At 46.0% G+C, this 25119-nt stretch carries 24 protein-coding genes; 2 read left to right on the forward strand and 22 right to left on the reverse strand.

Translation table 11 applies throughout. The annotated features are described in order from the left end of the window. Nucleotide 1: 1 nt before the first annotated feature. From fliP to bioB, 22 genes are all read right to left on the reverse strand, one after another. Nucleotides 2-736: a flagellar type III secretion system pore protein FliP gene (gene fliP, locus ACUM5Y_RS02300; RefSeq protein WP_445975229.1), complete on the reverse strand. Its 735-nt coding sequence runs from the start codon at nt 734-736 to the stop codon at nt 2-4. Next, a complete protein-coding gene (fliO, locus tag ACUM5Y_RS02305) occupies nt 736-1107 on the reverse strand; it encodes a flagellar biosynthetic protein FliO (protein ID WP_445975230.1) in 372 nt (123 codons plus the stop codon). The genes fliP and fliO overlap by 1 nt, the downstream gene beginning before the upstream one ends. Before the next feature lie 53 nt (nt 1108-1160). Next, nucleotides 1161-1625, reverse strand: a complete 465-nt coding sequence (gene fliN / locus ACUM5Y_RS02310) for a flagellar motor switch protein FliN (RefSeq protein WP_445975231.1) — start codon at nt 1623-1625, stop codon at nt 1161-1163. 1 nt (nt 1626) lies between these two features. After that, nucleotides 1627-2604, reverse strand: coding sequence for a flagellar motor switch protein FliM (fliM, locus tag ACUM5Y_RS02315; RefSeq protein WP_445975232.1), 978 nt, complete (start codon nt 2602-2604; stop codon nt 1627-1629). Nucleotides 2605-2610: 6 nt separating this feature from the next. Further along, on the reverse strand, nt 2611-3129 hold the full coding sequence (locus tag ACUM5Y_RS02320) for a flagellar basal body-associated FliL family protein (protein ID WP_445975233.1): 519 nt from the start codon (nt 3127-3129) through the stop codon (nt 2611-2613). A gap of 110 nt (nt 3130-3239) precedes the next feature. Beyond that, nucleotides 3240-5618: a flagellar hook-length control protein FliK gene (locus ACUM5Y_RS02325; protein WP_445975234.1), complete on the reverse strand. Its 2379-nt coding sequence runs from the start codon at nt 5616-5618 to the stop codon at nt 3240-3242. 45 nt (nt 5619-5663) lie between these two features. Continuing rightward, nucleotides 5664-7373: a SpoIIE family protein phosphatase gene (locus ACUM5Y_RS02330; protein ID WP_445975235.1), complete on the reverse strand. Its 1710-nt coding sequence runs from the start codon at nt 7371-7373 to the stop codon at nt 5664-5666. 155 nt (nt 7374-7528) lie between these two features. After that, on the reverse strand, nt 7529-9379 hold the full coding sequence (locus tag ACUM5Y_RS02335) for a hypothetical protein (RefSeq protein WP_445975236.1): 1851 nt from the start codon (nt 9377-9379) through the stop codon (nt 7529-7531). Nucleotides 9380-9482: 103 nt separating this feature from the next. Further along, nucleotides 9483-9911 carry a flagellar export protein FliJ gene (gene fliJ, locus ACUM5Y_RS02340; RefSeq protein ID WP_445975237.1) on the reverse strand — a complete coding sequence of 143 codons (429 nt, stop codon included), beginning with the start codon at nt 9909-9911 and terminating at the stop codon, nt 9483-9485. Between the two features lie 52 nt (nt 9912-9963). After that, nucleotides 9964-11295, reverse strand: coding sequence for a flagellar protein export ATPase FliI (gene fliI / locus ACUM5Y_RS02345; RefSeq protein WP_445975238.1), 1332 nt, complete (start codon nt 11293-11295; stop codon nt 9964-9966). A 5-nt stretch (nt 11296-11300) separates the two neighbouring features. Continuing rightward, entirely contained in the window at nt 11301-12104 is an 804-nt protein-coding gene (locus tag ACUM5Y_RS02350) for a FliH/SctL family protein (protein ID WP_445975239.1), read from the reverse strand. Between the two features lie 7 nt (nt 12105-12111). Further along, on the reverse strand, nt 12112-13125 hold the full coding sequence (fliG, locus tag ACUM5Y_RS02355) for a flagellar motor switch protein FliG (protein WP_445975240.1): 1014 nt from the start codon (nt 13123-13125) through the stop codon (nt 12112-12114). Beyond that, complete coding sequence (gene fliF, locus ACUM5Y_RS02360; RefSeq protein WP_445975241.1) at nt 13126-14805, reverse strand: flagellar basal-body MS-ring/collar protein FliF; 1680 nt, start codon at nt 14803-14805, stop codon at nt 13126-13128. A 27-nt stretch (nt 14806-14832) separates the two neighbouring features. Next, on the reverse strand, nt 14833-15195 hold the full coding sequence (fliE, locus tag ACUM5Y_RS02365; protein ID WP_445975242.1) for a flagellar hook-basal body complex protein FliE: 363 nt from the start codon (nt 15193-15195) through the stop codon (nt 14833-14835). Between the two features lie 67 nt (nt 15196-15262). Beyond that, nucleotides 15263-16609: a sigma-54-dependent transcriptional regulator gene (locus tag ACUM5Y_RS02370; protein WP_445975243.1), complete on the reverse strand. Its 1347-nt coding sequence runs from the start codon at nt 16607-16609 to the stop codon at nt 15263-15265. 1 nt (nt 16610) lies between these two features. Then, on the reverse strand, nt 16611-17765 hold the full coding sequence (locus ACUM5Y_RS02375) for a sensor histidine kinase (protein WP_445975244.1): 1155 nt from the start codon (nt 17763-17765) through the stop codon (nt 16611-16613). Beyond that, nucleotides 17765-18235 carry a helix-turn-helix domain-containing protein gene (locus ACUM5Y_RS02380; protein WP_445975245.1) on the reverse strand — a complete coding sequence of 157 codons (471 nt, stop codon included), beginning with the start codon at nt 18233-18235 and terminating at the stop codon, nt 17765-17767. Before ACUM5Y_RS02380 ends, ACUM5Y_RS02375 begins: the two co-directional genes overlap by 1 nt. A gap of 102 nt (nt 18236-18337) precedes the next feature. Further along, nucleotides 18338-19015: a dethiobiotin synthase gene (gene bioD / locus ACUM5Y_RS02385; RefSeq protein WP_445975246.1), complete on the reverse strand. Its 678-nt coding sequence runs from the start codon at nt 19013-19015 to the stop codon at nt 18338-18340. Between the two features lies 1 nt (nt 19016). Further along, nucleotides 19017-19835 (reverse strand): malonyl-ACP O-methyltransferase BioC, encoded by an 819-nt coding sequence (gene bioC, locus ACUM5Y_RS02390; protein ID WP_445975247.1) that lies wholly within the window; start codon nt 19833-19835, stop codon nt 19017-19019. Then, nucleotides 19819-20622, reverse strand: coding sequence for an alpha/beta fold hydrolase (locus ACUM5Y_RS02395; RefSeq protein ID WP_445975248.1), 804 nt, complete (start codon nt 20620-20622; stop codon nt 19819-19821). The genes bioC and ACUM5Y_RS02395 overlap by 17 nt, the downstream gene beginning before the upstream one ends. 54 nt (nt 20623-20676) lie before the next feature. Then, nucleotides 20677-21852, reverse strand: coding sequence for an 8-amino-7-oxononanoate synthase (gene bioF, locus ACUM5Y_RS02400; protein WP_445975249.1), 1176 nt, complete (start codon nt 21850-21852; stop codon nt 20677-20679). Beyond that, nucleotides 21836-22891 carry a biotin synthase BioB gene (gene bioB, locus ACUM5Y_RS02405; RefSeq protein ID WP_445975250.1) on the reverse strand — a complete coding sequence of 352 codons (1056 nt, stop codon included), beginning with the start codon at nt 22889-22891 and terminating at the stop codon, nt 21836-21838. The genes bioF and bioB overlap by 17 nt, the downstream gene beginning before the upstream one ends. A 38-nt stretch (nt 22892-22929) precedes the next feature. Here bioB and ACUM5Y_RS02410 point away from each other — a divergent pair, with 38 nt between their 5' ends. Together ACUM5Y_RS02410 and bioA are read left to right on the forward strand one after the other, a co-directional pair. Continuing rightward, nucleotides 22930-23673 (forward strand): ComF family protein, encoded by a 744-nt coding sequence (locus ACUM5Y_RS02410; RefSeq protein ID WP_445975251.1) that lies wholly within the window; start codon nt 22930-22932, stop codon nt 23671-23673. 90 nt (nt 23674-23763) lie between these two features. Next, nucleotides 23764-25062 (forward strand): adenosylmethionine--8-amino-7-oxononanoate transaminase, encoded by a 1299-nt coding sequence (gene bioA, locus ACUM5Y_RS02415; RefSeq protein ID WP_445975252.1) that lies wholly within the window; start codon nt 23764-23766, stop codon nt 25060-25062. Nucleotides 25063-25119: the final 57 nt, after the last annotated feature.

Below are 25119 nucleotides of genomic sequence, written 5' to 3' on the forward strand. Positions count from 1 at the left end.
GCTAAATGCCAAAACTTGCTGCTAAAGTCCCCATTATCATAGACCAGCCGTCCACCATAACAAAGAGCATTATTTTGAAGGGCAAAGAAATGATGACTGGCGATAGCATCATCATACCCATGGCCATTAGGACACTCGCCACCACCATATCGACGATCAGGAAGGGTATAAAGATCATAAAGCCAATTTGAAAGGCGGTTTTCAATTCACTGGTCACAAAAGCAGGCATGAGAATCGTGAAAGGCAAGGTATCCATTGAATCAATCGTGCCTTCTTTTCCTGCCAATTTAACAAATAAAGCCACATCATCTTCACGGGTTTGCGCCAACATAAAGTCACGCATGGGACCAGAAGCCGCCTCAATGGCTTGTACGGACGTTATTTCTTCATTCAAATACGGCTGGAGTGCAACTTCATTCACCTTGTCTAAAGTTGGTGTCATGATAAATAAAGTAAGAAACAACGCCATGCCGATCATAATTTGATTGGAAGGCGTTTGCTGCAAACCTATTGCCTGACGCAGAATAGCTAACACCACCACAATACGGGTAAAGGCTGTCATCATCATTAAGGCCGCTGGTAGCAGCGTCAGCGCCGTCATGATGAACAGAATTTGCAAAGACACTGAGTAGTCTTGGCTTCCATCTGCATTGGTGATGACTTTCACCGCAGGCAAGCCCACTTCCGCCCAAGCAGCACTCGGCAATAACACTAATAGAACTAGCCACAAACGCATCACAGTTTTTTCTCTTCTGTGGAAGATGGTGTCTCAGGGGAACTGGCTTCATCCATCATGGTCGCAAAGGTACGAGCATTGGATGAAAAGCTCTTCAGATGATTAATGGACTGACTTGTCACCCCTAGTAACATCCTTTCACCCTCTACTTCCACCAGCATTAGCTTCTCTTTTGTACCTAGGGATTGCACGCTAACCACTTTAATTTCCGATTGGCTGAGTTTCATTTGTGCCAGCTGAAACTTTTTCACCAGCCACAGGGTAAGCGGGATAAAGGCAATAATAAATAACAGTGACCCAACCACTTTCCAAATGGAATAGGGAGCAGAAATATCCCTGCTTTCTGCGCCATATACATACGCAACAGCCATGCTAAGCATGGCTGTTAGGAAAGTTTTAATAAAAAAAGAAAAAGTCACAGGAATTATTTCAGCCTTTTAATACGCTCACTTGGACTGACCACATCGGTCAAACGGATACCGTATTTATCATTCACCACAACCACCTCACCATGGGCGATCAAGGTACCATTAACCAAGACATCCAGAGGCTCACCAGCGAAGCGATCCAATTCCACCACAGAACCTTGCGTCAATTGCATTAATGTACGAATAGCAATTTCCGTACTTCCAAGCTCCATTGCTAAGGTCACGGGGATGTCCATGATCAAATCCAGATCAGAACCTATGGTTCCTGCTGGTGCTGGGCTGGTAAGATTATCCAGTTGTGCGGGTTTTACTTCTTGCTCTGAAAGCGCTGCAGCCCATTCATCTTCCGCCCCACCTTCTGAACCGCCATCCGTTTCACCCGCTTCAGACATGGCTGCGGCCCACTCATCTGCTAAGCCTTCGTCCATGCCTTCTTGGTCGGGAGATTGTTCTTCAGCCATGTTATTTATTCACCTTGGTAATTTTGATTTTCTCTTCCATTTGAACAGAGTAGTGTTCATTACTGATGCCGAGTTTACCTTTAAAAGTTGGCACTTCGTTAGCACGTACCGTGACATATTCTGGCATCTCGATTGGAATAATATCACCTTCTTTGAATTTTAATACGTCTCGCAAAGAGATTTTACGCTTGGCGACATTGACCTTCAAATTCACCGAAATGTCTTCTATGTCACGCTCTAGGGATTTCCCCCAGCGATCATCTTTCTCATCCACATCACTTTGAACACCGGCATCCAACAGCTCACGTACGGGTTCGATCATAGAATATGGCAAGGTAATATGCAGCTCACCGCCACCGCCATCTAACTCAATGTGAAAAGTGGACACCACCACCACTTCACTTGGGCTAACGATATTGGCCATGGCTGGGTTAACTTCGGAGCTCATGTACTCAAGATCCAGCTTGAGCACAGGCGCCCATGCTTCGGTCAAATCCACGAACACCTGCTCTAACATCAGCTGCACTATGCGAATTTCGGTTGGGGTAAATTCACGCCCCTCGATTTTAGCGTGACGTCCATCACCGCCAAAAAAGTTATCCACTAATTTGAACACCAGCTTTGCATCAAGTATAAAGAGCGCCGTGCTTCGTAAAGGACGAAATTTAACCAAATTCAAACTGGTGGGGACGTATAGAGTATGAACATACTCACCGAATTTCATAATTTGCAAACCGCCAGACGACACATCGGCGGTACGACGCAGCAAGTTAAACAAACTAATCCGAGTATAACGAGCAAAACGCTCATTGATCATTTCCAGCGTAGGCATGCGCCCACGAACGATACGCTCTTGGCTGGTGATATCGTAAGAAGCAACACCATTAGGGTCGCGGTTATCTTCTTCTACCGCCGGTTCGTCCGCCCCATGTAAAAGCGCATCGATCTCATCTTGAGATAATAAGTCTTGAGCTGACATATATGGCTACTGCATCACAAAGTTAGTGAACAAGGCATCATCCATTCCGCCGCGTCCAGTTTCTTGCTCTAGAATACTGTTCACAGACGCCACCGCCGCTTCTTTCAAAGCTTTCTTACCCTCTAAGGTTTGTAACTCATCAAATGATTGGCTGGAGAACAGTAAAACTAAACTATTACGGATCAAAGGCATATGTACCTTAATCGCATCGATTTGCTCAGCGTCACGAGATTTCAGTGTCATATTTAATTGCAAATAACGCTGCTTACCAGACACCATAAAGTCCACCACAAATGGAGAGTCTAGCTCTAGATAAATGGAGGGCCCTTCAATTGGAGCAGACTCTTCTGCAACCGCCCCCTCACCTTGCGCAGCGTCATCTGGGCCACTCAAAAACAAGAAGTACGCCGCCGCACCGCCACCGCCGAGTAGCACCAATACAATAACAAGGATAATTATGAGCTTTTTCTTGCCGCCCTTCTTCTCTTCCTCAGCACCTACATCTAAAGCATCATCTTCAGCCATATCGCAAACCTTAGGTCTATCAAACTCAAAAAAGTAATTTTGTGCAGCGTCTTACTGCTAAACCTCTATTCTACAAAGAATAAAACTTAGCACCATCAATTTCTTAGTTGTTATGCATAGTAATCCACACCTGTGGCCGAAACATAGCTGACATTTTCAGTGGCGAGAGCCATATCCGCATCATCTAGCCCCCCTGAACGACCAGCGCCAGGGTTATTCTGTTGATCTTGCGCATCGGCAAATTGACCACTAGACGCATCATGCTGAGAAACATCTACATTAACCTGATTAAGCTCCATACCTTGTTGTGCCAGCATTTCTCTTAATCGATGCATTTGACCTTCGATCATATCCCGAGCTTGCGGTGTGGCCGCCACAAAGCTCACTTGTGTTGCGGCGTCTTTATCAACCGAAATTTTAACGGTCAAACTACCAAGCTCAGGGGGATCTAAACGGATATGAGCAGTCTGACCACCATCACGGGCCACCCAAGCCACTTTCTGTGTCATTTCCCCTGCCCACCCTGGATGTTGGGGTGGTAAATTCATCGCCAAATTTTGAGCTGTGGTACCTGTAGAATTAACCCCAGCCGCCAAAGCGGTTGGAGCAGCTTTCGCCATTTGCCCTGTCTGCAAAGAGCTACCTAGTCCACCTGCGTCATTCGCTGCACGCTCTACCGTAGAAGACATACGTGTAATTAAGGCATCCTGCTCTTTCTTACGCAGTTCAACGGGCTCTTTGGCTACGAAATCCTCTAACACGCCTTCATTTTCCACTTCAAATTCCGCGGTACCTTCAGACGTCAACTCGGACAAGCCGTCACTTAGCAAACTCCCTCCTGTCGCCAAGGTCGCTTTTGTCGAAGGTGATTCTAACGCTGCTTTTTCTGCTACCCCCGCCGGTAATGGCAACCCATCCCCTTCTGCATTATTTGCCTTACTCACCGAAGGGCGCATCTGTGCAGCCTGCATTTGTGACATAACCCAAGCAACACCATCTTCAGCTAGCGGCTCCACAAGAGTATCTTGAGAGGTAATAACATTTTGATCCGCACTTAATGCTGCCTTCGCCACTTCTGTCTCAGCATCAGCCTTACTAGCTACTTTATTTGCCTTCATAGTGGAAGCCAGTAGTGCCTGAGATAAATCTATCGGGCTTTGCTTTTTATCTCCATCCACTAACTCATTGTCAGGTATTGGCAGGCTAACAGCCGTATCCGCTTGCGTCATGTCAACTTCAACCACTGAGCCTGACGCAGTTAAAGGCACATTTTCACTAGACTTTAGAGTATCTGATGCTTCGAATGAAGCCGCTTCAATGGTTTTCGGCAAAGTTTCTTGAGCGGCTAACAAAGAGTTCGAACTTTCTTTTACTGAGCTTAACCCAGCGGCATTTGTTTCAGGTTCGGGGGATGCCTCCCCCGTTACAACACTTTCGTCAGCTTGTTTCTTCACCACTTCCGTTAAGCCAGCTGATGAAGCCAGTAAGGCCGCTTTAGCTTCATCACCACTAACATCTGTCACTGACTCTGGGGCTTGAAATGACGAGCTTACCCCAGAACGCAATACTGCAGATTCACCTTGGGATAAAGTATTTGCTAGATCTATCTGCTCTGCCAACGGCGTTTGTTGAAAAGTCCCCTGCGCCGCAGTATTTACCTCGAGTGATGGCTGTTTCTGAATAGAATTTGGATTAATTGGTTGAGCTTGAGGTTTTGACACTTGCCCAGCTACAAGAGCACCCTCTTGGCCGACAACTGGCTTAGATACAGAATTGCCCTCTGATACTGGCAGACCATTAGCAAGCTCTTTGGCCGCCCCTGCTTTAGTAATGCTTTGGGTAACACTGATTGCCCCTTCAGAATCGATTGGTGCTTGTTCTAGGGATGATGCCTGTGTCGAGGAAGGTAAAAGCGTTTTGCTAACCAGTTCGCTTCCGTCAGTACTCTCATCAAGAGTAGATAGCAGCCCTGCCTCAGAAGAAACAGCTGCGCTTTCCTCGACTTGAGGAGCCATTGTGCCTACAGACTGCAATTTATTGCCACTCACATTGTCGCTTAGCAATAGATTATTAGCCGGTTTCATTACTTTATTGGAGGATGCAAGAACACCTTCTGAATCACTTAACTGCGCAGACTCATTTGGGGCTAAAGCATTTGATCGTTTGACGGTTAGACTTTCAGAATCCTGACTTGATTGCTCGGTAACGGCATGGGCATTATCAGTCTGGCTGCCATTTAATACTTCTTTGGAGGTGGAAGGTGTAGACGAAAGCTGTGTAGACTCTGGCTTAAGATTCGACGGACGTGTCCCTGATTCTGACGAAGCGGCAGATATTTTAGATTGCTCTTTTAAATCCAGATCAACTTTTGCCTGATGCAAATCATCAGCAAAGGAGCCTTGCCCCTGGCTATCCGCTGAAATAGATTTTGATAGATTTTTAGGTGTCTCTGCAGACACAGGCAACAATAAATTCGACGCTGTACGCATAATTCCTTTCCTCCGTGTAAGGAACTATGCAATAGCAAGGCCAACCTAGCTAAAAGCGCCACGCTGCCAATCATAGTAGGCTGTTGCGACTCGGCCATCGTGGGAGAATTCCAACTTTTCACAAAGCTGATTTACTAGAGCAAAGCCTCGATTATAGAGCATCTCAGTATTATCAACCTGATAATTCAGACGACTAAAATCAAAACCGTCACCACTGTCTTCCACTCGCAAAACCAATAATGCTTTCTGGATATCAGCTTTCACTTTAATATGAATTTTCACAAAGCCGTCATCAAGTCTCTCAAGGGCCGCTTGGCGAGACTCATAATATTTCGCAAAACCATCGGGGCAGTTTTTGGTGGTAGAACTAAGTTTTAAAACGCCATGTTCTAAGGCATTAGAATAAAGTTCAGACAAAATCATAAACACCTGGGCGGAGCTATTATTCAAACCTGGTACCGTGGTGAGGATCTGCAAGATATAAGGTAATGGGTCGGTATTTTTCAGCGTGGTGGCATTTAAAACATAGTCTAGAGAAAAATCCGCTGGTGTGTCTTCTTGCACCACTGCTTTTTTCTCGTAGGCTTTAGGAAGCGCAAAATCTGAATTCAGCGTCATACTAAGACATGAAACATCTTCATGGCTGGCGTCAAGCAAACCTTGCTTATCCAAACTATCTTTTAGCCAATCCAGCTTGTTCTTTGAAGGAATAGCACCCGCTAACATGTTATTTAAGAAAGCCTGATTATCAACACCTTCTGACGCTTCCTGCAATCGGCAAATACCATTGGAGAACATCATCAACTGGTCACCAGATTTATAGGGCACTAAATCAACATGGTAATCTTGAGCCCAGCGAGAGGCCACACCTAAAGGCTGATTTTGCGATGAGCAAACAATTGGCGCTACGGCATCCTGAGAATAAACATAGACATCAGGCGCTTCAGCGTTCCATATTTCAAGACTTCCTTCGTTGACCTTAACATCCACAAAAGCGCCATTAAAAACAATATCTACAGGTAAGATGGAAGATAAACGGCGATTCAGTTCAACCAGTATCTGACGCATTAAGAAACCTTTTTCGGTCAGGCTAAAAAAAATGTCAGCCAAAGGAAAAGCGCTTAATGCGGCTTCTAATCTATGGGTATTAAATTCACCCAATAATAAATGCATCCCCCCATCAGGTTTCTTAGCGGCAAGCATAATACTGCGATTAAAGGGTTGTTTACTTTGACTAAAACTTTGAATCGAAGGAGTATCAAGGCAGTTCAGATAAACAATACTTTGGTCAAACAACTCTCTAATACTGTAATGTTGAGATAATCTTTCACCACAGTTTTTAACGGCTTTACGCTGACTATCAAAACTTTTCTGTTCATCTATGAGTCGAGTTAAAGCGTCAAGTTTGTTGTAAATATAATCGGCGTTATAAGGTTTAACAAAGAAGTCCGCTCCGCCTTGTTTTAGGCAAGGTGCTAAAGAGGCAATGTCACTGTCAGCTAAAAAAACTACGGGGATTCCCATGTCCTTGGCGGCATTGTGTAAAATGGACACCACCCCTTCATCTGCTCTAAACAAGAAAGTGCTTTTTAGCAGCACAAGATGCACAACATGAGTGGTAAAAGTTGCCATGGCGGCTGAAGCGCCATCTACGGCCACTAAATTATGACCAAACGCCGCCAACATACCACTTAGGTCGTTACGATCAACTGGGTCATCATCTATCAATAATATATTCAGTGGCATATCTGGCATATAAATTAGACCATCTTAAATGAGTATTGCAGGTTATTTTTTGTTGTTCCTCAACACCCTCACTGATACCTCATGAACTTACAACCGCCCATTTCTACAGCAAGATCCCTTGGTGATACGGCGTAAAAAGCTTTCATAAGCTCTTAACGCTCGGTTTACAACGACTCCCCTTCGGAAGCTTGCGTTACCTCTAAAGTGACGCCATTCACGTCACTCTCTTCATCCACCCTATTGTTATCAGCCAACAACTTATGCACCAAGGCAAGCAGCTCTTCCACATCCGCTTGCGCTGTATTTAGCCTTTCTCGACTAATTTGTCGATCTGTTGCTAGCAGAGGCAAACTTTCTTGCGACTTGGCTTTCATCAGTAAAATTCGTTCTTGGACCGTATCAATATCATGATTCAAGTCCTTCGAAAAACGCTGGCGAATTAATTCACCCTCATTCTCTGTTGCTTGTAGGCTATGCAATACACCTAGCCTAACTTCACTCAAACAACGTTCAACTTCATCTAATAAATCATGGTGGGCAAGTCTATCTTGTTCTGACAACGCCAACTTCTGCAGAGTCGACTCATACCCTAATAACACAACATCTTTAATTTGCTCAGAAAGTTCAGCCATCTCACTCAAATCACGATGAGATTCACCCGTCTGCTGCAATACCACAGGCATTTTTTCTTGTTGCGAGCTCTCATTGTCAATATTCTGCGCCTGAATGTAAGTAGCTATTTGTTGTAGTTTAGTGAACTCTTCGTAACCTAACTGATTTTCACGGGCAAAATTAACGTCAGCCAAAACGCTCACCCCCTTAATCCGTAAGGCTTCCAAGCCCACTGACAATTCATAATAAACAGAGTCTTTTCTTAGTAATCGGATGGGAGCAGACCAAATATCTTGCGTCATGAGCATGACGCTTTTATGCAGCACTTGCAGTTCCGCAAGCTCATAATGAGGAACAAGCGTTATGCAACACGCTTGAGTTTTCGAGTCCAGTGAAGAGACACTTAGGGTATAACTGCCATCTTTGAGTTTTACCTTCGAGTTCATCCCTAAAAGCTCTTGGCTGATGGACTCTCCCCGTATAGAGTCTAGCCCCGCATCGACCATTAACAGCTCTTCAAGCTCTCTTGTGTTGGTTTGCCACAAGGTCTCGAACCCCGAACTTAGCCACTCCACATCGCCTTTATCATTGGTTACCAACATAGGGAGAGGCATAACTGAAAATGCTTGCTCTATTCTCTCAAGTTGCTCAGCTTGTTGATTCAACTGTATGTCTCGAGAAGTCAGTTCATGGGCAAGGGACAAGCCAAAATCTGAAAACTCATCTTGTATTTTCTGATCCAACTCAAGCCGATACTCTTTATGTTTATGGCGCTCAACAATATAATGCAAGTTTGCAATGCCTTGCGTTAATCTTCCCCGTAGAGAAGACACCACTAAACCTAAAATCACCACCAAAACAGCCCATAAGCCGGCCAACCAGAGCCAACCCTGCTTCATTAACTGTTGACGCTGAAGAACCAATGACTGAGACTCTTGACTCAACCTTAACAGCAAGGTTTTAACATCATGAAAGCGGGCATTTAGCGTCTCTCTTTGAGGAGCACTCAAATCTGAAAAATCGTGATTTTCTTCAGTAAAAGCGGCCAGAAATGCGAACAATTCATCAACATCCGCTATTGGCAGTACATCGTAGACAGTAATTCTATCCTTCACTAAAGATAAGGCCGTTAAAAAACTCGCGTTGGTTTTGGCGGTAAGATCTGCAGACGTTTCAGGTGCAAAAACAATATCCAGCAAGTAGCCTTCAATGCGATTAAGTTGCAAACTCAAATCTGCTATCTGCTTTTGACGAATATCCATTTGATGCAATTGATTATTCGCTTGGTGGTAACTCAACCCCATAACAATGGCAAATAGCACAGCCATCAATAAAGCGGCTTTGTAAAAGGTGTGTACGAGAGGCTTTCTTGGCACATTGTAATTGGTGTTATTTTGATTCATTAAACAAGATCACTTGTAGAATATTAAATGAAGATGAAACGGTGCGATCATGGCATCAGCACCCTTATTATTTCAGGGTAATGTCGGAATTGAACGCCTTCCATTACTGACTGATAAAACGGCGCATAGCAAACTCGTCGCTCTGCTTTTGCTCTTGCTTATCTTCCAGCAGGTTTTCAATCTTGATATTTTTGTCTCTTAAGTAATCCATACTTTGTGTTTTGCTACGTGCCTGTAGCCAGCGCCTTTGGGTCATATCAGCCTGTTGCTGAGCGCGCCCTACGGCCGCTTCTTGCTGTTGCACCGCTTGCTGAACCCGATTAGTGAAATGTTGGTAGTTGGTGGTCAAATACGCACTTAAGCCCAATAGATTACGCTCTGACTCATACTGACCAGCATACTCTTTCAGTTCTTCAAGTTTGCGCTGATCGTCAGCCACTTTAGCCTTATCTCGGGCAAGTTGAGTCGCTACCGCATCTTCTTTGCGCTTAGCCAGATCAACTAAAAGTTGCATTCTTTTGGATTTCTTCATCAATCACCCCAAAACATCTACAACCATATTAGACGTTTTTACCTAAGGCCGTCTACTGGCCTTTTGTCATTGCCATGACAAGGGCCTCTAGACTTTCATCTATAGTGAAGCGCTCTGACAGAGACTGCTGCAAAAAGCCTCGTATTTCTGGCATTTGCACTATGGCATGATCAAGGTCTTCATCACTGCCTTTTACGTAGGCACCTACGGCAATAAGATCCTGATTCTGCTGGAACTTAGAGTAAAGCTGCTTAACTCGCATCGCCCCTTGCAAATGGGCTTCACTAACAATTTGCGGCATAGCACGAGAGATCGATGCTTCAATATCAATAGCAGGATAGTGGCCTTCTTCTGCCAAGCGACGTGATAACACTATATGCCCATCCAAAATAGCTCTGGCAGCATCGGCAATAGGGTCTTGCTGGTCATCCCCTTCTGTCAACACGGTATAAAATGCCGTAATGGAGCCACCACCCGCGCGACCATTACCGGCACGCTCCACAAGCTGTGGCAGCTTGGAAAAAACCGAAGGCGGATATCCTTTTGTAGCAGGCGGCTCACCTACTGATAAGGCAATTTCACGCTGAGCTTGAGCGTAGCGCGTGAGAGAATCCATCAGCAGTAAAACATCTTTACCCTGATCACGATAATATTCAGCAATGCGGGTTGTCAGCATGGCCGCACGCAAACGCATTAAGGCAGAATCATCCGCCGGCGAAGCCACTACTACAGCACGGGCCAAGCCTTCTTCACCAAGAATTTGCTCAATAAACTCTTTTACTTCCCGACCACGTTCACCTATGAGGCCAACCACAATCACATCCGCTTTTGTAAAACGCGTCATCATGCCCAACAACATACTTTTACCGACACCACTGCCTGCAAATAAACCTAAACGCTGGCCTTTACCAACGGTGAGTAAACTATTAATCGCTTTAATGCCGACATCTAATGGTTCATCTATAGGCTTACGCTGCAAGGGGTTGATGATGTCGCCCTGTAGGCTAACCGCGTCTCGCGTTTTAATCTTACCTTTAACATCAAGGGGTTTTCCTAGGCCATTCACAACTCGACCTAACAGCTCATCACCTACTGGCATCAAACTGTCTTCAAGACAGGGCTTAACTCTGGCTCCAGGAGAAATACCATCAATGGCTTCCGTCGGCATTAGATAAGTAAGATTGCCCGTGAAACCCACCACCTCAGATTCCACCCATTTATCTTTGCGAACCTGCACCAAACAACGGTCACCTAGGGCCACAGCACAACCCACAGCTTCCATTGTTAGACCCACCATACGGGTCACCTTACCTTCCAGTTGAGGTGTCAAAGGAGTAGTTGATAGGGAATTGAGTTTTTTGAGACGATCTTCGAGACTGGTCACGGTCGTTAATCTTGCTTGGCTGTTGAGAGTTGGCGTAGTTCATTGCAAACTTCGTCAAGTCTCTGTTCCACACGACCATCCACATGGAAGGCTTTAGAATCAATCACAAAACCACCTTCAAGCATAGTTGCGTCTTCTTCTACCTGTAGCGCTAATCTTTCTTTTATATTCAGCGTCTCAAGAATCTCCACATCATTAGGATGCAGACTCAAACGAACACGCCCTTCATATTCCCCAATCGCAGCGAAGGTTTTGCTCAACTGCTCTTTCAAGGCTGTTTGAGCGGTTTCTTCCAACTGGGTTAAACAAACATTTTCCACCATGCGAGCCATGGTTTGATACAACAAACTCTCTGCTGCGCTGCGGCTGGCTTCAAGAGGTGACACGATTTCTGCAACGACTTCAGATAACAAGGCTTCAATTTTTGCGAGTTTTTCTGCGGCTTGTTGTTGAGCTTCTTCTAACCCCTCTTGCTGGCCAACTTTAAAGCCTTCTTCATGGCCCTTTTCGAAACCATCCACTTCACCTTTGGAATAGCCATCTTGATGGCCTTTCGCATGCCCCTCAGACTCACCTTGAACAAAGCCTTCATCATAAGCCGCTGAACGTATTTCTTCTAATTGTGACGCCGTTAGAGGTTCATAGACCAAGCTATCTTGATCCACCTCTTCCGTTTCAACTTCTTGCTCTTTCTTTAAAAGCAGTGCAGGCCCCGTCTTGAGCCCCGCCTCTTTATTTTCTAAATGAGGTAGTTCCCAACGCTCGTAGGCCGTGAGTTTCTGCGTTGACTTATTGTCTGGATCTGACATGGATTACCTAAAGCATTTGCTCGCCGCCACCGCCAAGAACAATCTCACCACTATCAGCAAGTCGTCTAGCCACAGCCAAAATTTCTTTTTGCGCCACTTCCACTTCACTGAGTCGCACTGGGCCTTTCGCCTCCAAGTCGTCTCTCAGCATATCAGCTGCACGTGAAGACATATTTTTGAAGATTTTTTCCTGCATATCTGGGTCCGCACCTTTCAAGGCAAGGATTAGGGTTTCGGACTCAATCTCACGCAAGATGACCTGAATACCACGGTCATCCACATCGGCCAAGTTGCCAAACACAAACATCAAATCTTGAATGGTGTTAGCCAAGTCTTCATCCACATCTCGGATAGACTCCATTAACTCGGTTTCAACCGAACTATCAATGAAGTTCATGATATCCGCCGCCGTGCGAATACCACCAATAGTGGTGGATTGAGTCGACTGATTACCCGAGAACTGACGTTCAAGTATATTATTCAACTCTTGTAGCGCCGCTGGCTGTACGGTTTCGAGAGAAGCGACACGCAGCACAATATCCAGACGTACCCGCTCATCAAAGTTAGCAAGAATGTCCGCCGCTTGATCCGGGTCTAAGTAAGAGATAACGATAGCTTGAATCTGCGGGTGTTCGTAGCGAATCACATCCGCTACCGCTCTAGGCTCCATCCACTTGAGGGTATCAAGACCTGTAGTATTGCCACCCAAAAGTATACGATCGATTAAACTGCCGGCTTTTTCTTCACCCAGTGCTTCTTTCAGCATATTTCGGATGTAGCCATCAGCCCCCAAACCTAAGCCGGTTTGATCACCAACCAATACTAGAAAGTCATCCAGTACCTTTTCTACCTGATGACGTTGTACATTCGCCAACTGAGCCATCGTTTGTCCAATGCGCTGAACCTCTTTCGGCCCCATATGTTTTAGTATTTGCGCAGCATCGGACTCGCCCAGCGACATAAGTAAAACCGCTGCTTTTTGTACTGAAGTTAAATTTTCACCCTGGCCAGTATCACTCATCTAACCTTCCATAACCCATTGTTTAACCACCTGCGCCACTCGCTCAGGTTCTTCAGCTATCAAACCACGAATGGCATTCAATTGGCGATCAATTTTCTCCGGTGATCCCGGTACCATAATATCTTCTGCACTGACCAAAGATACCTGATCATCTGATATTTCATCTGTCTCGTCAGCAAAAATCGCCGCTTCTGTATCTTCGGCCACCGCAATCTTACTCTGCTCACTAAGGGTTTTGAGGATAGGACGAACCACAACAAGCAAGAGAATCAGAACAAACATTCCCACTAGAGTTGGCTGCAGTAAATTCAAGAACCAAGTTTGTTGGTAGAAAGGAATCTCAGCAATGGGCTCTTCCGGCTCAGGCAAGGCAAACGGGGAGTTAATCACACTCACACTGTCCCCTCTGGACGGGTCATAACCCACCGCATCACGAACCAATAAGGTGAGCCGCCCCAGCTCATCATCACTCCAAGGAGTACGCACCAGAGCTGAGGTTTCAGGGTCTAAGCTCACCAAGTCATCCACCACAACTGCAACCGATAACCGATGAACGGTTCCTTGCTGACGTTTGGTATAGCTAATACTACGATCCAGCTCAAAATTACGGGTGGTTTCTTCTCTCGATTGGCCGGTGGAACTATTGGAACTTCTACCACCAACAGGGGCACCATTTTGGTCAAACGTTTCTGGGGCTGTCACGGCCCCAGGCGGCTGATTACTAAGTGCACCGGGAATTCCCCCAGCACTGCCGCCAGTACCTGACGAATTTTCTTTGAAGGTTTGTTCGCTACGTAGCGCCAGTAAGTCAGGGTTGTATTGCTCAGCGGTTCGCTCTACAGCGGTAAAGTCCACATCAGCCGAGACTTCGGCTTTAAAGCGCCCTTCACCTATTACTGGCCCAAGAATATTATTTACCCGACGCAATAACACATCTTCCACTTTACGAGCGTAATCAAACTGTTTGCCAGCAACAGAAAGTTCGGACTGACTGTCTTTCTCTGTCAATAAAGTGCCGCGCTGGTCTACCACGGTCACATCTTGGTCGCTAAGCTGGGAGATACTTGAAGCCACCAAGTTCACTATCGCATCAACCTGGCTGCTGTCGAGACGTCGGCCTGGGTATAACTCAAGAAAAACGGAGGCGGAAGGTTTACGGGTATCACGCACAAACACGGATTCTTTGGGAATGGCCAAGTGAACTCTGGCCGATTTAATACTTTGTAAACTGGAGATGGTTCGGCTTAACTCGCCTTCAAGACCGCGACGATAACGAGTGGACTCTACGAACTGGGAAGTACCTAACCCCTGCTCTTGGTCCATGATCTCCATACCAACTATTTTGTCGGAAACGATACCTGAGCCCGCTAATTTCAAGCGTGCTTGATGGTAATAGTCCGCTTCGACCAGCAAAGCACCGGTATTTTGGTCAAGTTTGAATGGGATATTATTGGTACTGAGAATTTCAACGATCTGATCAGCGTTATAATCCGTGATACTACTAAGAACAGGTTTGTAATCTGGTCCATTGGTCCATAAAACAGCCGCTAAAGCGATGGCGATGGACGCAGCCAAACCGACCATTAATGCAAGCTGACGAATCACCGTCAGCTTGTTAAAGCCTGTGACTAGCTCAAGGTAGAGCTTTTGTTCCGATTGTTCTGCAGGGACATTATCCATTAAAAAGCGCCAAGCGTTTTATACAACCTAAATAGGCATGTTCATGATTTTTTCATACGCGTCTACCAGTTTATTTCGCACTTGTGTCATCGCTTCAAACGACACACTGGATTTTTGTAGACCGATCATAACTTGAGGTAAATCCACCCCTTCATCCCCTCGCTCGTAGGACTGAGCCAACTGGGATGCTTCTTGTTGCAGGGAATTTACATTATCAACGGCATTCTTCAACATTTCTGCAAAATCTGCTCGCTCAACAACCTGGTTGCCATCACCTTCGCCACCAATCCTATTGATGTTAGGCATAGCCGAACTTGGCGATTGAACCTGCGATCGCATATCTCTCATTTGAGACAATACTTGATTAATGTCTGGTCGATCAGTGACCATGCTACCCACCCAATAAAATTATTCTCACACAGCTTAGCATAAAGCTAATTAAAACAAGATATAAAAATCAATCAACCTCTATTCCACATTCACGCATTTTGGCAATTTTATAGCGCAAAGTACGAGGACTTATGCCTAAAGTCTCGGCCACCACCTTTCTTTTGCCTTTGGCATCGATCAAGGCTTGAGCAATGATACGAAACTCATGCTCTTGCACCCCACGTCCGAGAATCGAGGCAGCATTTTCTTCTTCGGCCTCAACCTCTTCATTAATCACTGGCGAGCTCATCATGTCAAAAGCGATATGTTGTTCAGTAATGTGTGAATTATTACTTAAAATCAACGCTCTTTGAATCACATTATCTAGCTCGCGCACATTACCCGGCCAAGGGTGCGCTTCCAATTTACTTAATGCTGAAGGTGTTAGTATTACACCAGTTAGACGCATTTTTGTAGCATGTTTACTAAGTAAATGGTTCGCAATGGGTAAAATATCACCTTTTCGCTCACGAATAGGCAACCAACGCAGAGGAAATACGTTTAAACGATAATATAAGTCTTCTCTAAATCCCCCTTCGCGCACATATTCAGCCAGATCACGGTTAGTCGTGGCAATGATTCGCACGTCTAGCGGGATAGCCTTCTTACCACCTAAACGCTCTACTTCTTGTTCCTGAAGCACACGCAACAATTTAGCCTGTAAGCCCACATCCATTTCAGTGATCTCATCAAGCAACAAGGTACCACCATTGGCCTGCTCGAATTTACCCGCTTGGGAAGATACCGCGCCTGTGTAAGCGCCTTTTTCATAACCAAACAAAATAGCTTCGAGCATATTTTCTGGAATGGCCGCACAGTTAATGGCTACAAAAGGCGCACTATTACGTGGAGATTGCTGATGAATATAACTGGCCAGCACTTCTTTACCTGTACCACTCTCACCACAAATCAGCACAGTGGAATCGGTTACGGCGACGCGCTTAGCCAGTTCTAACATTGCAATACTGGATGGGTCTTTGGCGATCGGTTGGTCACTATTATCGGCCACCGCTTTTACCGTATGTTTCGCGATGACTTTTAATAGCTCTTCTTCTTGAAATGGCTTAAGTAAATAATCGACAGCGCCATCTCGCATGGCCTCAACCGCATGAGCAATATCCCCATAAGCCGTCATCAGCATTATCGGAAGTTCTGGATAGCTCTCAACAACATGATGAAGCAAGCCATAGCCATCCATACCCGGCAAATTGACATCCGACACCACCATATCAAAGTTGTCTTGCTTTAACGCCAACACGGCATCTTCGGCGCTGTACACCAACTTACACTGATAGTTGGCCAGCATGAGCGTATCTTCTAATGCCTCAGCAAGCCCTTTATCATCTTCTACTACTAACAACTTCACTTCAGACATTTCATACCCTTACTAGAGGCAATGTTAGACTGGCGGTTGTACCAGCCCCCTCTACACTGTCTATTTCGAAAATTCCATGGTGTGCTCTGGCGATGGCTTTTACCACCATCAGACCTAATCCTGTACCGTGTTGCTTAGTGGTGACAAAGCCTTCTTGAACCTTAGTCAACTGCTCGGCAGACATACCTGCCCCTTTATCTTTAAAAGCAATGGTGATTTTATCTTGGCCAACCTGCCATTCGAGCTGTAGGCGTTCTCCAGAAGGCTGCACATCAATGGCATTGTTTAACAAGTTCAGCAAGCCGCCCACCAAAGTCTCTTTATTGCACTGAACCGAACCTGTTAATTCAGCAGATAACTCCGGCAATGCAATTTCCACACCTTTTTGAGCGCAGACATCCTGACAATTAGTGCACAAATCCGCCAAAAAGCTCTTTAAAGGCACGGTTTCGTCTAGCTTGATATCACTACGAGAAAAAATCAACATATCTCGTATTTGACGCTCAATGTTCGCCAGCCTGTCAGACAATTTATTTGCAAAGGTTTGTCGCATAAGCGGTGCAAGGTCTGCTTTTTGCAAATGCCCTGCATACAAAGTGGCGGAAGAAAGAGGCGTGCGTATTTGATGTGCCAAAGCGGCCACCATTTTGCCCATGTTGGACAGGCGTTCGTGATGCGACAGTTGCTTTTGCAACAAGTAGGCTTCGGTTAAATCCACCAAGATAATTAGCTGACCGGGCACATTTCCTAGAGAAGCGGTTTCCACCCTTACTCGACGCCCCGAGGTCATACTGACTTCGTGACCGTCGTCTTTTTGAGGCTTGAAGCTAACGGGGACAATTTCGCCCCAAGCCTTACCGATTAAAGGTAATTGAAATAAGTGCTCGGCAACTGGGTTAGCCATTACGATCTGACCACTCCCACTTAGCAACAAGACACCTACCGGCATAGACTCAAACAGCTGCTGAAATTGCTGCACGAGAATACGGTTTTTATCTTGCTCTTCTCGCTTATCTCGCTCGGATTGCTCCAGTTGACGTGATAATTGCGCCACTTCTTGCTGCAAATCTAGGTAGGACTTAGCCAACATATCCGAAGATTCAGAAAAGGCCTTAAAGGCCGCCTTGAGCTCGGCTATTTCTTCATCTTTAGTCACTAAAACTCCGACTTATCTATATTATAACGACGCATCTTTTCAATCAGAGTAGTACGTTGAATCTGTAAATTTTGAGCCGCCTTCGACACCACCCCTTGCGTTGATAACAAAGCCTGACGAATCAGCAATGCCTCCAAATGGCGAACATGTAAATTGAGGTTAACTCCTGAAAGCATGGGCAAACGGCGGGACTGTTGAATTTCTCTAAAAACACCGAAGAGTCGTTTTGAGCGCCAAGGCAATGGACATTGCCAAACATTATATTCCGCGGACCAATCGAGGTTGGCATTCAATGAGATAACAGGTATCAATTCGTCCATTTCAAGACGTTCAATTGAGGCCCCCACCACCACAAAATCAGGCAGTTCGAAAGCCGTAAAAGAGGTACTGTGATCTATGCCGACAAAGGTAAGAACACTAGCGACTTCAGGCAACTCTTCATCGTCTAGACCACACAACCAAGCTTTCACAACATTTCCTCTCACCATCTCAATTAGGCTAGATGGTTTACGTTATCATTCTTAAAGCTTATATAATGCGTTTTATTCGCCTATTTTCAACCCTTTAGAAAATTATAACGCCTCAAAAAGTGCATCAAAGGCTGCATCTTGTGGATCATTTGGCTGCCAAGACAACTCTGTCAGTAAGGGTGCACTAAGCGCAGCCTGAAGAGAGGCAAGGTTTTCCTGATAATAAGGCATGACTGTTTCTTGAGGGGTATTGGCAACCCAACCCACAAGATTTAAACCGTCTCGATGAATCGCCTCAGCCGTTAGAATCGCGTGGTTCAAACAGCCAAGTTTCATATTGACCACCATAATGACAGGGAACCCTAAAGCACAGGCAAGATCCGACAAGGACTCTCGGTCATTTAATGGAACACGCCAACCACCAGCCCCTTCAACCAAAGCAAAATCATGGGGCATTAGTAAACTGCCCTTAAGAAAACCTTCTAAGCGCGACGCCGTAATTAAACGTCCTGCCAAAGAAGCGGCAATATGGGGAGCAATCGCCTGCTCCAGTACAACAGGGTTAATTTGCTCATAGCTCACTTTGACATTACTTGCTCCATGCAGCAGCAAGGCATCTTCGTTTTTTAAAGAGCCGTCAACCAGCTCAGCTCCCGCCGCAATGGGCTTAAGGCCTAACACTCGCAAGCCTTTACGCGCCGCTGCGTTTAGCAAACCGACCGAGACATAGGTTTTGCCTACGTCTGTATCCGTTCCCGCAATGAAGTATCTTTTTTTCATATTAATTTCCTAACGCTGTCTCTTTTTTTCGAGCCACCACAAAGGCCACCTGATAACTCAATGGCACACCCGATGTAGCTCTTTGCTGCTCATATTGAGCTAGAAACGCTTTCCATTTAGTCGGAGAAATGGCTGATTGATCAGCAGCAATTAAACTTGCGCCCACTTTCGTCAAAGAATGTATGGCACTTTGAGGGGAGTCAAACCACATGGTGATTTTTGATAATTGTTTTGAAACGACAGCCAAACCTGTCTCGGACTCCACGGCTTCTATGAGTTTTTCAAAGCTCATGTAATGATGGATGTGATCATTGTCGTCCAGCCCTTGCCAAGCCTCAGTGACTTCAGGCATAGAACCTTGAGTCAAGGTTGCGAACATTAGCCAACCGTCTTTATCTAGCATTCGAGACAACTCGGCAAACAAAATGGCTGGAGATAAGCACCACTGCAAAGCCAAACTGGAAAACACTAGATCAAAACTGCCGCCAGCAAAGGGCAAGGCCTCGGCATCCGCACAAACAAACTCGGCACTTTTATAAGAACATTGCTCACGCGCCGTACCCAACATACTGCTAGAAAGATCCACCGCCACACACTGGGCGGCTGGAGAATGGGAACACAACGAGGCCAACGCCTGCCCTGTTCCGGCACCGAGATCCATCACCCTAGAAAGCGCTTTGTGGGGTAGTTTTTGTAAAAGCTGCTGAAGCACCTGTTGCTGAAACTTAGCATAAGTATCGTAACTGGGTGCGGCTCGATCAAAACGTCTTGCTACCTGACGCTTATAATCCTCTGGCTCTAATTTAAAGGTGGTTGGCATCAATGAAGTTTTCTATTTCCTGCACACATAACTGTGGGTATTCAATAAAGGGCTGGTGGGCACAATCAGCAAGAATGACATTTTTCTGTATTGGCTGATCCCCGGTGAAATCCTCTAGCGCGGCTTTATTCACCAAGGTGTCATTCGCTCCTAGAATGTGCAGACTCGGAACATTAAGCAAAGACCACTCACGTCGAACATCCAATCCCTTAAGCAAGCGCAAACCACCTACCAAGGCCGTGGGGTTCAAACTCTCCATTGGAATAGCTTGAGCCAAAGACTTCATTAGGTTTTTGGGGTCTTGAGCACCAAGGGTCTGCAAGCCTAAAAAGCGTTTTAAACTTGGCTTAGGTGAGGCCTTAACCGACGCTACGAATTCGTCAAAAGTCTCCTCTGACATACCATATTGCCAGTCTTCTCTCTCAACAAAGCTAGGGGATGAGGCGATAGTAATTAGACCATTTACACAGCTGGAACGACGGGCAGCAACATAGGCTGAAATCATGCCCCCTAAAGACCAACCTAACCACCAGGCTTCATCTGGCGCCGCATCAATTAGCTGCTCTGTTAAAGCGTCGATATCATAATTCATGCCTGTACGGCTGCGGTCTACCCAGCTTTCATCATTGGAAATACCCGGTAAATTTGCCAAAACAACATAATATTTCTCGCTCAGTGCAAGAGCAAAAGGACGCATCACCTCTTTTGGCATAGCCCAACCTGAAACCATAAAAATGGCTGGATTCTGAATATTTCCTAAGGCTTCTGTTTCAATGCGTGAACGCATAGGCTTCCTCTTCTATCTTACTGAAGGTGCAACGGCACAATGTTATTCGCTATCTTACCCTAACACCTGCTCAAGGGCGTCACACAACAAGGTTAAATCCCTATGTGAATGGGCCGCACTTAAGGTGATTCTCAGTCGGGCGCTGCCAATCGGTACAGTTGGCGGTCGAATCGCGGTACACCAAAAACCTAAGGCTTTTAACTTTTCACTTAGCACCATGGCTTCATTGGCATCACCCACTAAGATTGGCTGAATAGCGGTCTCTGAAGCCATAAGCTTAACATCAATATTTGCCATACGTTGACGAAAATATGCAATCTTGTCTTGTAAAGATTCTCGCAGCGCTTGTCCTTGTGCAGAGCGTATTAAGTTAAGAGAAGCCAGCGTCGCCATAGCGATTGCCGGGGACATAGAAGTGGTATAAACATAGGGACGCGCAAATTGAGTCAGGTAATCCGCAAATTCATGACTGGTCGCCACAAATGCTCCGGCTGTACCAAATGCTTTGCCAAAAGTACCCACCAGAATAGGCAGTTGCTCAGCATCCAATCCAGCTAACGCCGCAGAACCTCGTCCATCATCCCCAATACAACCTAAGCCATGAGCATCATCCACCATAAACACATGCTGATAAGAGGCCGCCAAACGAGACAGTTCTGCTAATGGCGCAATATCGCCGTCCATACTAAACACACCATCTGTTACCAAAAGGCCCGATGATGTAGATTTTTTTAAACGTTGCTCAGCGTTTTGTGTATCCCCATGTAAATAGCGTTTTAATGGGGCTTGCGCCAACACAGCACCGTCTATCAATGAGGCGTGATTAAGCTTATCTTGGATGACAGTTCTGTCTTTACTCGCCAATGCAGAGATCACCCCCAAATTGGCCATGTAACCAGTACTGAACAGCATCACCCTTTGGTAGCCCAACCATTCCGCTAGGGCCTCTTCTAAAGCTTGGTGTGGTGTCAAATGACCACAAACCAAGTGGGAAGCCCCGCCACCAACACCGTATTCAGCCGCCCCTTGCTGCATGGCCGCAATAATATCTGGATGATTTGCTAAGCCTAGATAATCATTGGAACAAAAGGCTCGATAGTCCCGACCGTCTATGTTTGTTCTAGGGGTTTGCGGCCCAGCCAAAGTGACTGTGCGGCGCATCAGGCTTTGTGCTTGCCTTTCCTGTAGCGCCGCTAACAGCCAATCTGGGGATTTAGGCGTTGGCATCATAAAACAGCTTGGCTTCTTCTTGCTGGACAACTTGAGCAGTGATGGCTTCTACCATAGCCTCGTCCGAATGCGCTTCACGTTTTTCTGGGTTAATTCCAAGCTTGGCGAACAAAGCCATATCTTTATCCGCTTCAGGGTTACCTGTGGTCAGCAGTTTTTCACCGTAGAAGATAGAGTTTGCTCCAGCCATAAAGCACAAGGCTTGCGTTTGCTCATTCATCCCCTGACGGCCTGCAGATAGGCGAACATGGGATTTAGGCATAATGATTCGAGCGACCGCAATGGTACGAATGAACTCAAAGGTGTCTAGGTCATCCACGTTTTCAAGAGGCGTACCTTCCACTTTAACCAGCATATTGATTGGCACACTTTCAGGGTGCGGTGTCATGGCAGACAGTTGACGTAATAAGCCTACTCGGTCTTTTTGCTCTTCTCCCATACCCATAATGCCGCCACAACATAACTTGATACCGGAATCACGTACTCGGGATAAGGTGTCTAAACGGTCTTGATAGCTACGGGTGGTGATAATGCTGTCATAATACTCTGCCGAGGTATCCAAGTTGTGGTTATAGTAATCCAATCCCACATCCGATAAACGCTTGGCTTGCTCATCATTCAACGTCCCTAAGGTCACGCAAGATTCAAGGCCAAGAGATTTAACTCCCTTGATCATTTCAAGCACGTAGGGAAAGTCTTTTTCAGAAGGGTGTTTCCAAGCCGCGCCCATACAAAAGCGGCTAGCCCCTTTTTCTTTTGCTAATGCAGCTTCTTCCAATACTTTCTGAACTTCCATCAATTTCTCTTTTTCAAGTTCAGTATTGTAATGTCCACTTTGTGGGCAATATTTACAGTCTTCTGGGCAAGCACCTGTCTTGATGGATAAAAGCGTACTAACCTGAACTTCATTGGGTGCGAAATTTTCGCGATGAACCGTTTGGGCTCGAAATAATAGATCCATGAATGGCAGGTCAAAAAGCGCCTTGATTTCAGGCTGAGTCCAATCAAAACGGGGTTCAGAAGCGTGTAGTTGAGACATAAGATCCTCGATGTCATATAGGCAAGGAAGCCATACTAATGAACTGGAACTCACTGTCAACCTTGTTTTTTGGAAGAGTTTACAAAAGATCAATTAGCGATCAATGCGTTTTATGCCAAGCCCCTAGCCGCCAGCACATTTGCAACACTTGCCTACTAGGAGTGCATACAAATCAGGTCCATTGCGCCCTTTGTCGACGACCAACCGAACAAGCACTAAACCTATGCGGTGAGTGTCAGCGACGCCCACCCAGCTACGATTACTGCATCGCCCCTTTGCTTTACGAAGCCACCACCAAAGCCATGATACAGGCCATAAAGTTTCGCCAACAAAAATACTACATGGCCCCTCTTATCCAGTTATTACACAAGGAAATTATTCGACACTACAAGAAACAATGGCCAACTCAACTATGGTATGTGCCAAGCCACCCTTTACGCATCAAGTCGCGGGGCTTTTGCCAAACAAGGGAAATGGCAACGCTTTTGCACCAGTTCCTGTTAGACAGCCACCCACGGCAAGCCATTGAACTCCCCTCCGCAAACTTGTTAACCAAACAACACAACACTCAAGCCCAACACTCTTTGCCTAAAAGAGAACGCATCAAGGCCACTAAAAACCTCTACCACTGCGCTATTAAACCAGCCCCTCATATCGCTTTATTCGATGACGTCATGACCACAGGTAGCACCATCGAAAGCTGCTGCAAAGCGCTCAAACAAGCAGGGGCAGAAAAAGTAGATATCTGGGTTGTTGCCCGAACAGCCGATAAAAACCATTAACCAGTACAACAAAAAACAGCTTTTTTATAGCCAGCCGAAAAGCCTTTGTTTAGTATGCTCAGGCTTAAATTGATAGATGGTCCAATACCGATGCCTGCGTTAGACACCACCAAAAAGCTCCAAGACTACATTGAGCTCGACAAACAATTGCTCTGGCACCCTTACACATCCATGAGCCACCCGACACCACATTTTCTAGTAAAAAAAGCCCAAGGCTGTGTCATTGAGTTAGAAGATGGTCGCCAACTCATCGATGGCATGTCCTCTTGGTGGAGTGTCATACACGGTTATAGCCACCCTTATATGAACGAGAAAATCCAACATCAACTGAGTCAGTTTGCCCATGTCATGTTCGGTGGCTTTACTCACAAACCGGCCATTGAGTTAGCTCAGAAGTTGGTCGCCATGACCCCCGCCCCCCTACAGCGAGTATTTTTCTCGGATTCTGGCTCAGTATCGGTTGAGGTAGCGCTCAAAATGGCCATTCAGTATTGGCATAGCCAAGGCAAGCCAAAAAAACAGTTTTTCGCCACCCCCAAAAGCGGCTATCACGGGGACACCTTTGCTGCCATGTCGGTGTGCGACCCAGAGAATGGCATGCATAATCTATTTACCGGCGCACTGACTCAGCAGTTTTTTGTTCCTCCGCCACCTACCGGCATTGAACAGAGCGTTAGCCAAGCCTACCTTCAGGAAATACGCGAGTTATTTAACGAGCACCATCACACAATAGCGGCTTTTATCATTGAACCCGTGGTGCAAAATGCCGGGGGCATGCGCTTTTACAACCCAGAATACTTGAATCATTTACGCGCATTGTGCGATGAATTCGACATCCTGCTTATTTTCGATGAGATCGCCACAGGGTTTGGTCGTACTGGAAAAACCTTTGCAACAGAACACAGCCAAATCAGCCCAGACATTATGTGTGTGGGCAAAGCGCTAACAGGTGGCTATATGACCCTAGCCGCCACCATCACCAATGACAAAGTTGCCCTTGGCATCAGTGATAAGGGAGGGGTCTTTATGCACGGCCCCACTTTCATGGCCAACCCTATGGCGTGTGCTGCAGCCAACGCCAGTCTAGAACTACTACAAGGGTATGATATCGAAGGGAAAATTGGACAACTTGAAGGCTGGATGCGCACAGCTCTAAGTCCTTGCCAAGCATTAGACAGCGTTAAAGAAGTGCGCTGCTTTGGCGGCATTGGTGTGGTGGAGCTGCACGAACCCGTCAACCAACACCTCATTCAACCTAAGTTTGTTGAGCTAGGTGTGTGGGTACGACCGTTCGGCAAACTTATCTACCTAATGCCTCCTTATATTATCGAGCAGCAGCAAATAGACACGTTAGGAAAGGCTATCTATCAAATCGCCAGCGAACTATAGCTCACAAAAAAAGCCCTTTGCGTTGATACACAAAGGGCCTTTCTTAAACGGGCTGAG

Source organism: Marinomonas dokdonensis (assembly GCF_052747885.1).

Excerpts from the sequence above, each read along its gene's own strand:
- fliP (WP_445975229.1), bottom strand. The coding sequence starts at position 736 with ATGCGTTTGTGGCTAGTTCTATTAGTGTTATTGCCGAGTGCTGCTTGG.
- fliO (WP_445975230.1), bottom strand. The coding sequence starts at position 1,107 with ATGGCTGTTGCGTATGTATATGGCGCAGAAAGCAGGGATATTTCTGCT.
- fliN (WP_445975231.1), bottom strand. The coding sequence starts at position 1,625 with ATGGCTGAAGAACAATCTCCCGACCAAGAAGGCATGGACGAAGGCTTA.
- fliM (WP_445975232.1), bottom strand. The coding sequence starts at position 2,604 with ATGTCAGCTCAAGACTTATTATCTCAAGATGAGATCGATGCGCTTTTA.
- ACUM5Y_RS02320 (WP_445975233.1), bottom strand. The coding sequence starts at position 3,129 with ATGGCTGAAGATGATGCTTTAGATGTAGGTGCTGAGGAAGAGAAGAAG.
- ACUM5Y_RS02325 (WP_445975234.1), bottom strand. The coding sequence starts at position 5,618 with ATGCGTACAGCGTCGAATTTATTGTTGCCTGTGTCTGCAGAGACACCT.
- ACUM5Y_RS02330 (WP_445975235.1), bottom strand. The coding sequence starts at position 7,373 with ATGCCAGATATGCCACTGAATATATTATTGATAGATGATGACCCAGTT.
- ACUM5Y_RS02335 (WP_445975236.1), bottom strand. The coding sequence starts at position 9,379 with ATGAATCAAAATAACACCAATTACAATGTGCCAAGAAAGCCTCTCGTA.
- fliJ (WP_445975237.1), bottom strand. The coding sequence starts at position 9,911 with ATGAAGAAATCCAAAAGAATGCAACTTTTAGTTGATCTGGCTAAGCGC.
- ACUM5Y_RS02350 (WP_445975239.1), bottom strand. The coding sequence starts at position 12,104 with ATGTCAGATCCAGACAATAAGTCAACGCAGAAACTCACGGCCTACGAG.
- fliG (WP_445975240.1), bottom strand. The coding sequence starts at position 13,125 with ATGAGTGATACTGGCCAGGGTGAAAATTTAACTTCAGTACAAAAAGCA.
- fliF (WP_445975241.1), bottom strand. The coding sequence starts at position 14,805 with ATGGATAATGTCCCTGCAGAACAATCGGAACAAAAGCTCTACCTTGAG.
- fliE (WP_445975242.1), bottom strand. The coding sequence starts at position 15,195 with ATGGTCACTGATCGACCAGACATTAATCAAGTATTGTCTCAAATGAGA.
- ACUM5Y_RS02370 (WP_445975243.1), bottom strand. The coding sequence starts at position 16,609 with ATGTCTGAAGTGAAGTTGTTAGTAGTAGAAGATGATAAAGGGCTTGCT.
- bioD (WP_445975246.1), bottom strand. The coding sequence starts at position 19,015 with ATGAAAAAAAGATACTTCATTGCGGGAACGGATACAGACGTAGGCAAA.
- bioC (WP_445975247.1), bottom strand. The coding sequence starts at position 19,835 with ATGCCAACCACCTTTAAATTAGAGCCAGAGGATTATAAGCGTCAGGTA.
- ACUM5Y_RS02395 (WP_445975248.1), bottom strand. The coding sequence starts at position 20,622 with ATGCGTTCACGCATTGAAACAGAAGCCTTAGGAAATATTCAGAATCCA.
- bioF (WP_445975249.1), bottom strand. The coding sequence starts at position 21,852 with ATGATGCCAACGCCTAAATCCCCAGATTGGCTGTTAGCGGCGCTACAG.
- bioB (WP_445975250.1), bottom strand. The coding sequence starts at position 22,891 with ATGTCTCAACTACACGCTTCTGAACCCCGTTTTGATTGGACTCAGCCT.
- ACUM5Y_RS02410 (WP_445975251.1), top strand. The coding sequence starts at position 22,930 with ATGAACTGGAACTCACTGTCAACCTTGTTTTTTGGAAGAGTTTACAAA.
- bioA (WP_445975252.1), top strand. The coding sequence starts at position 23,764 with ATGCCTGCGTTAGACACCACCAAAAAGCTCCAAGACTACATTGAGCTC.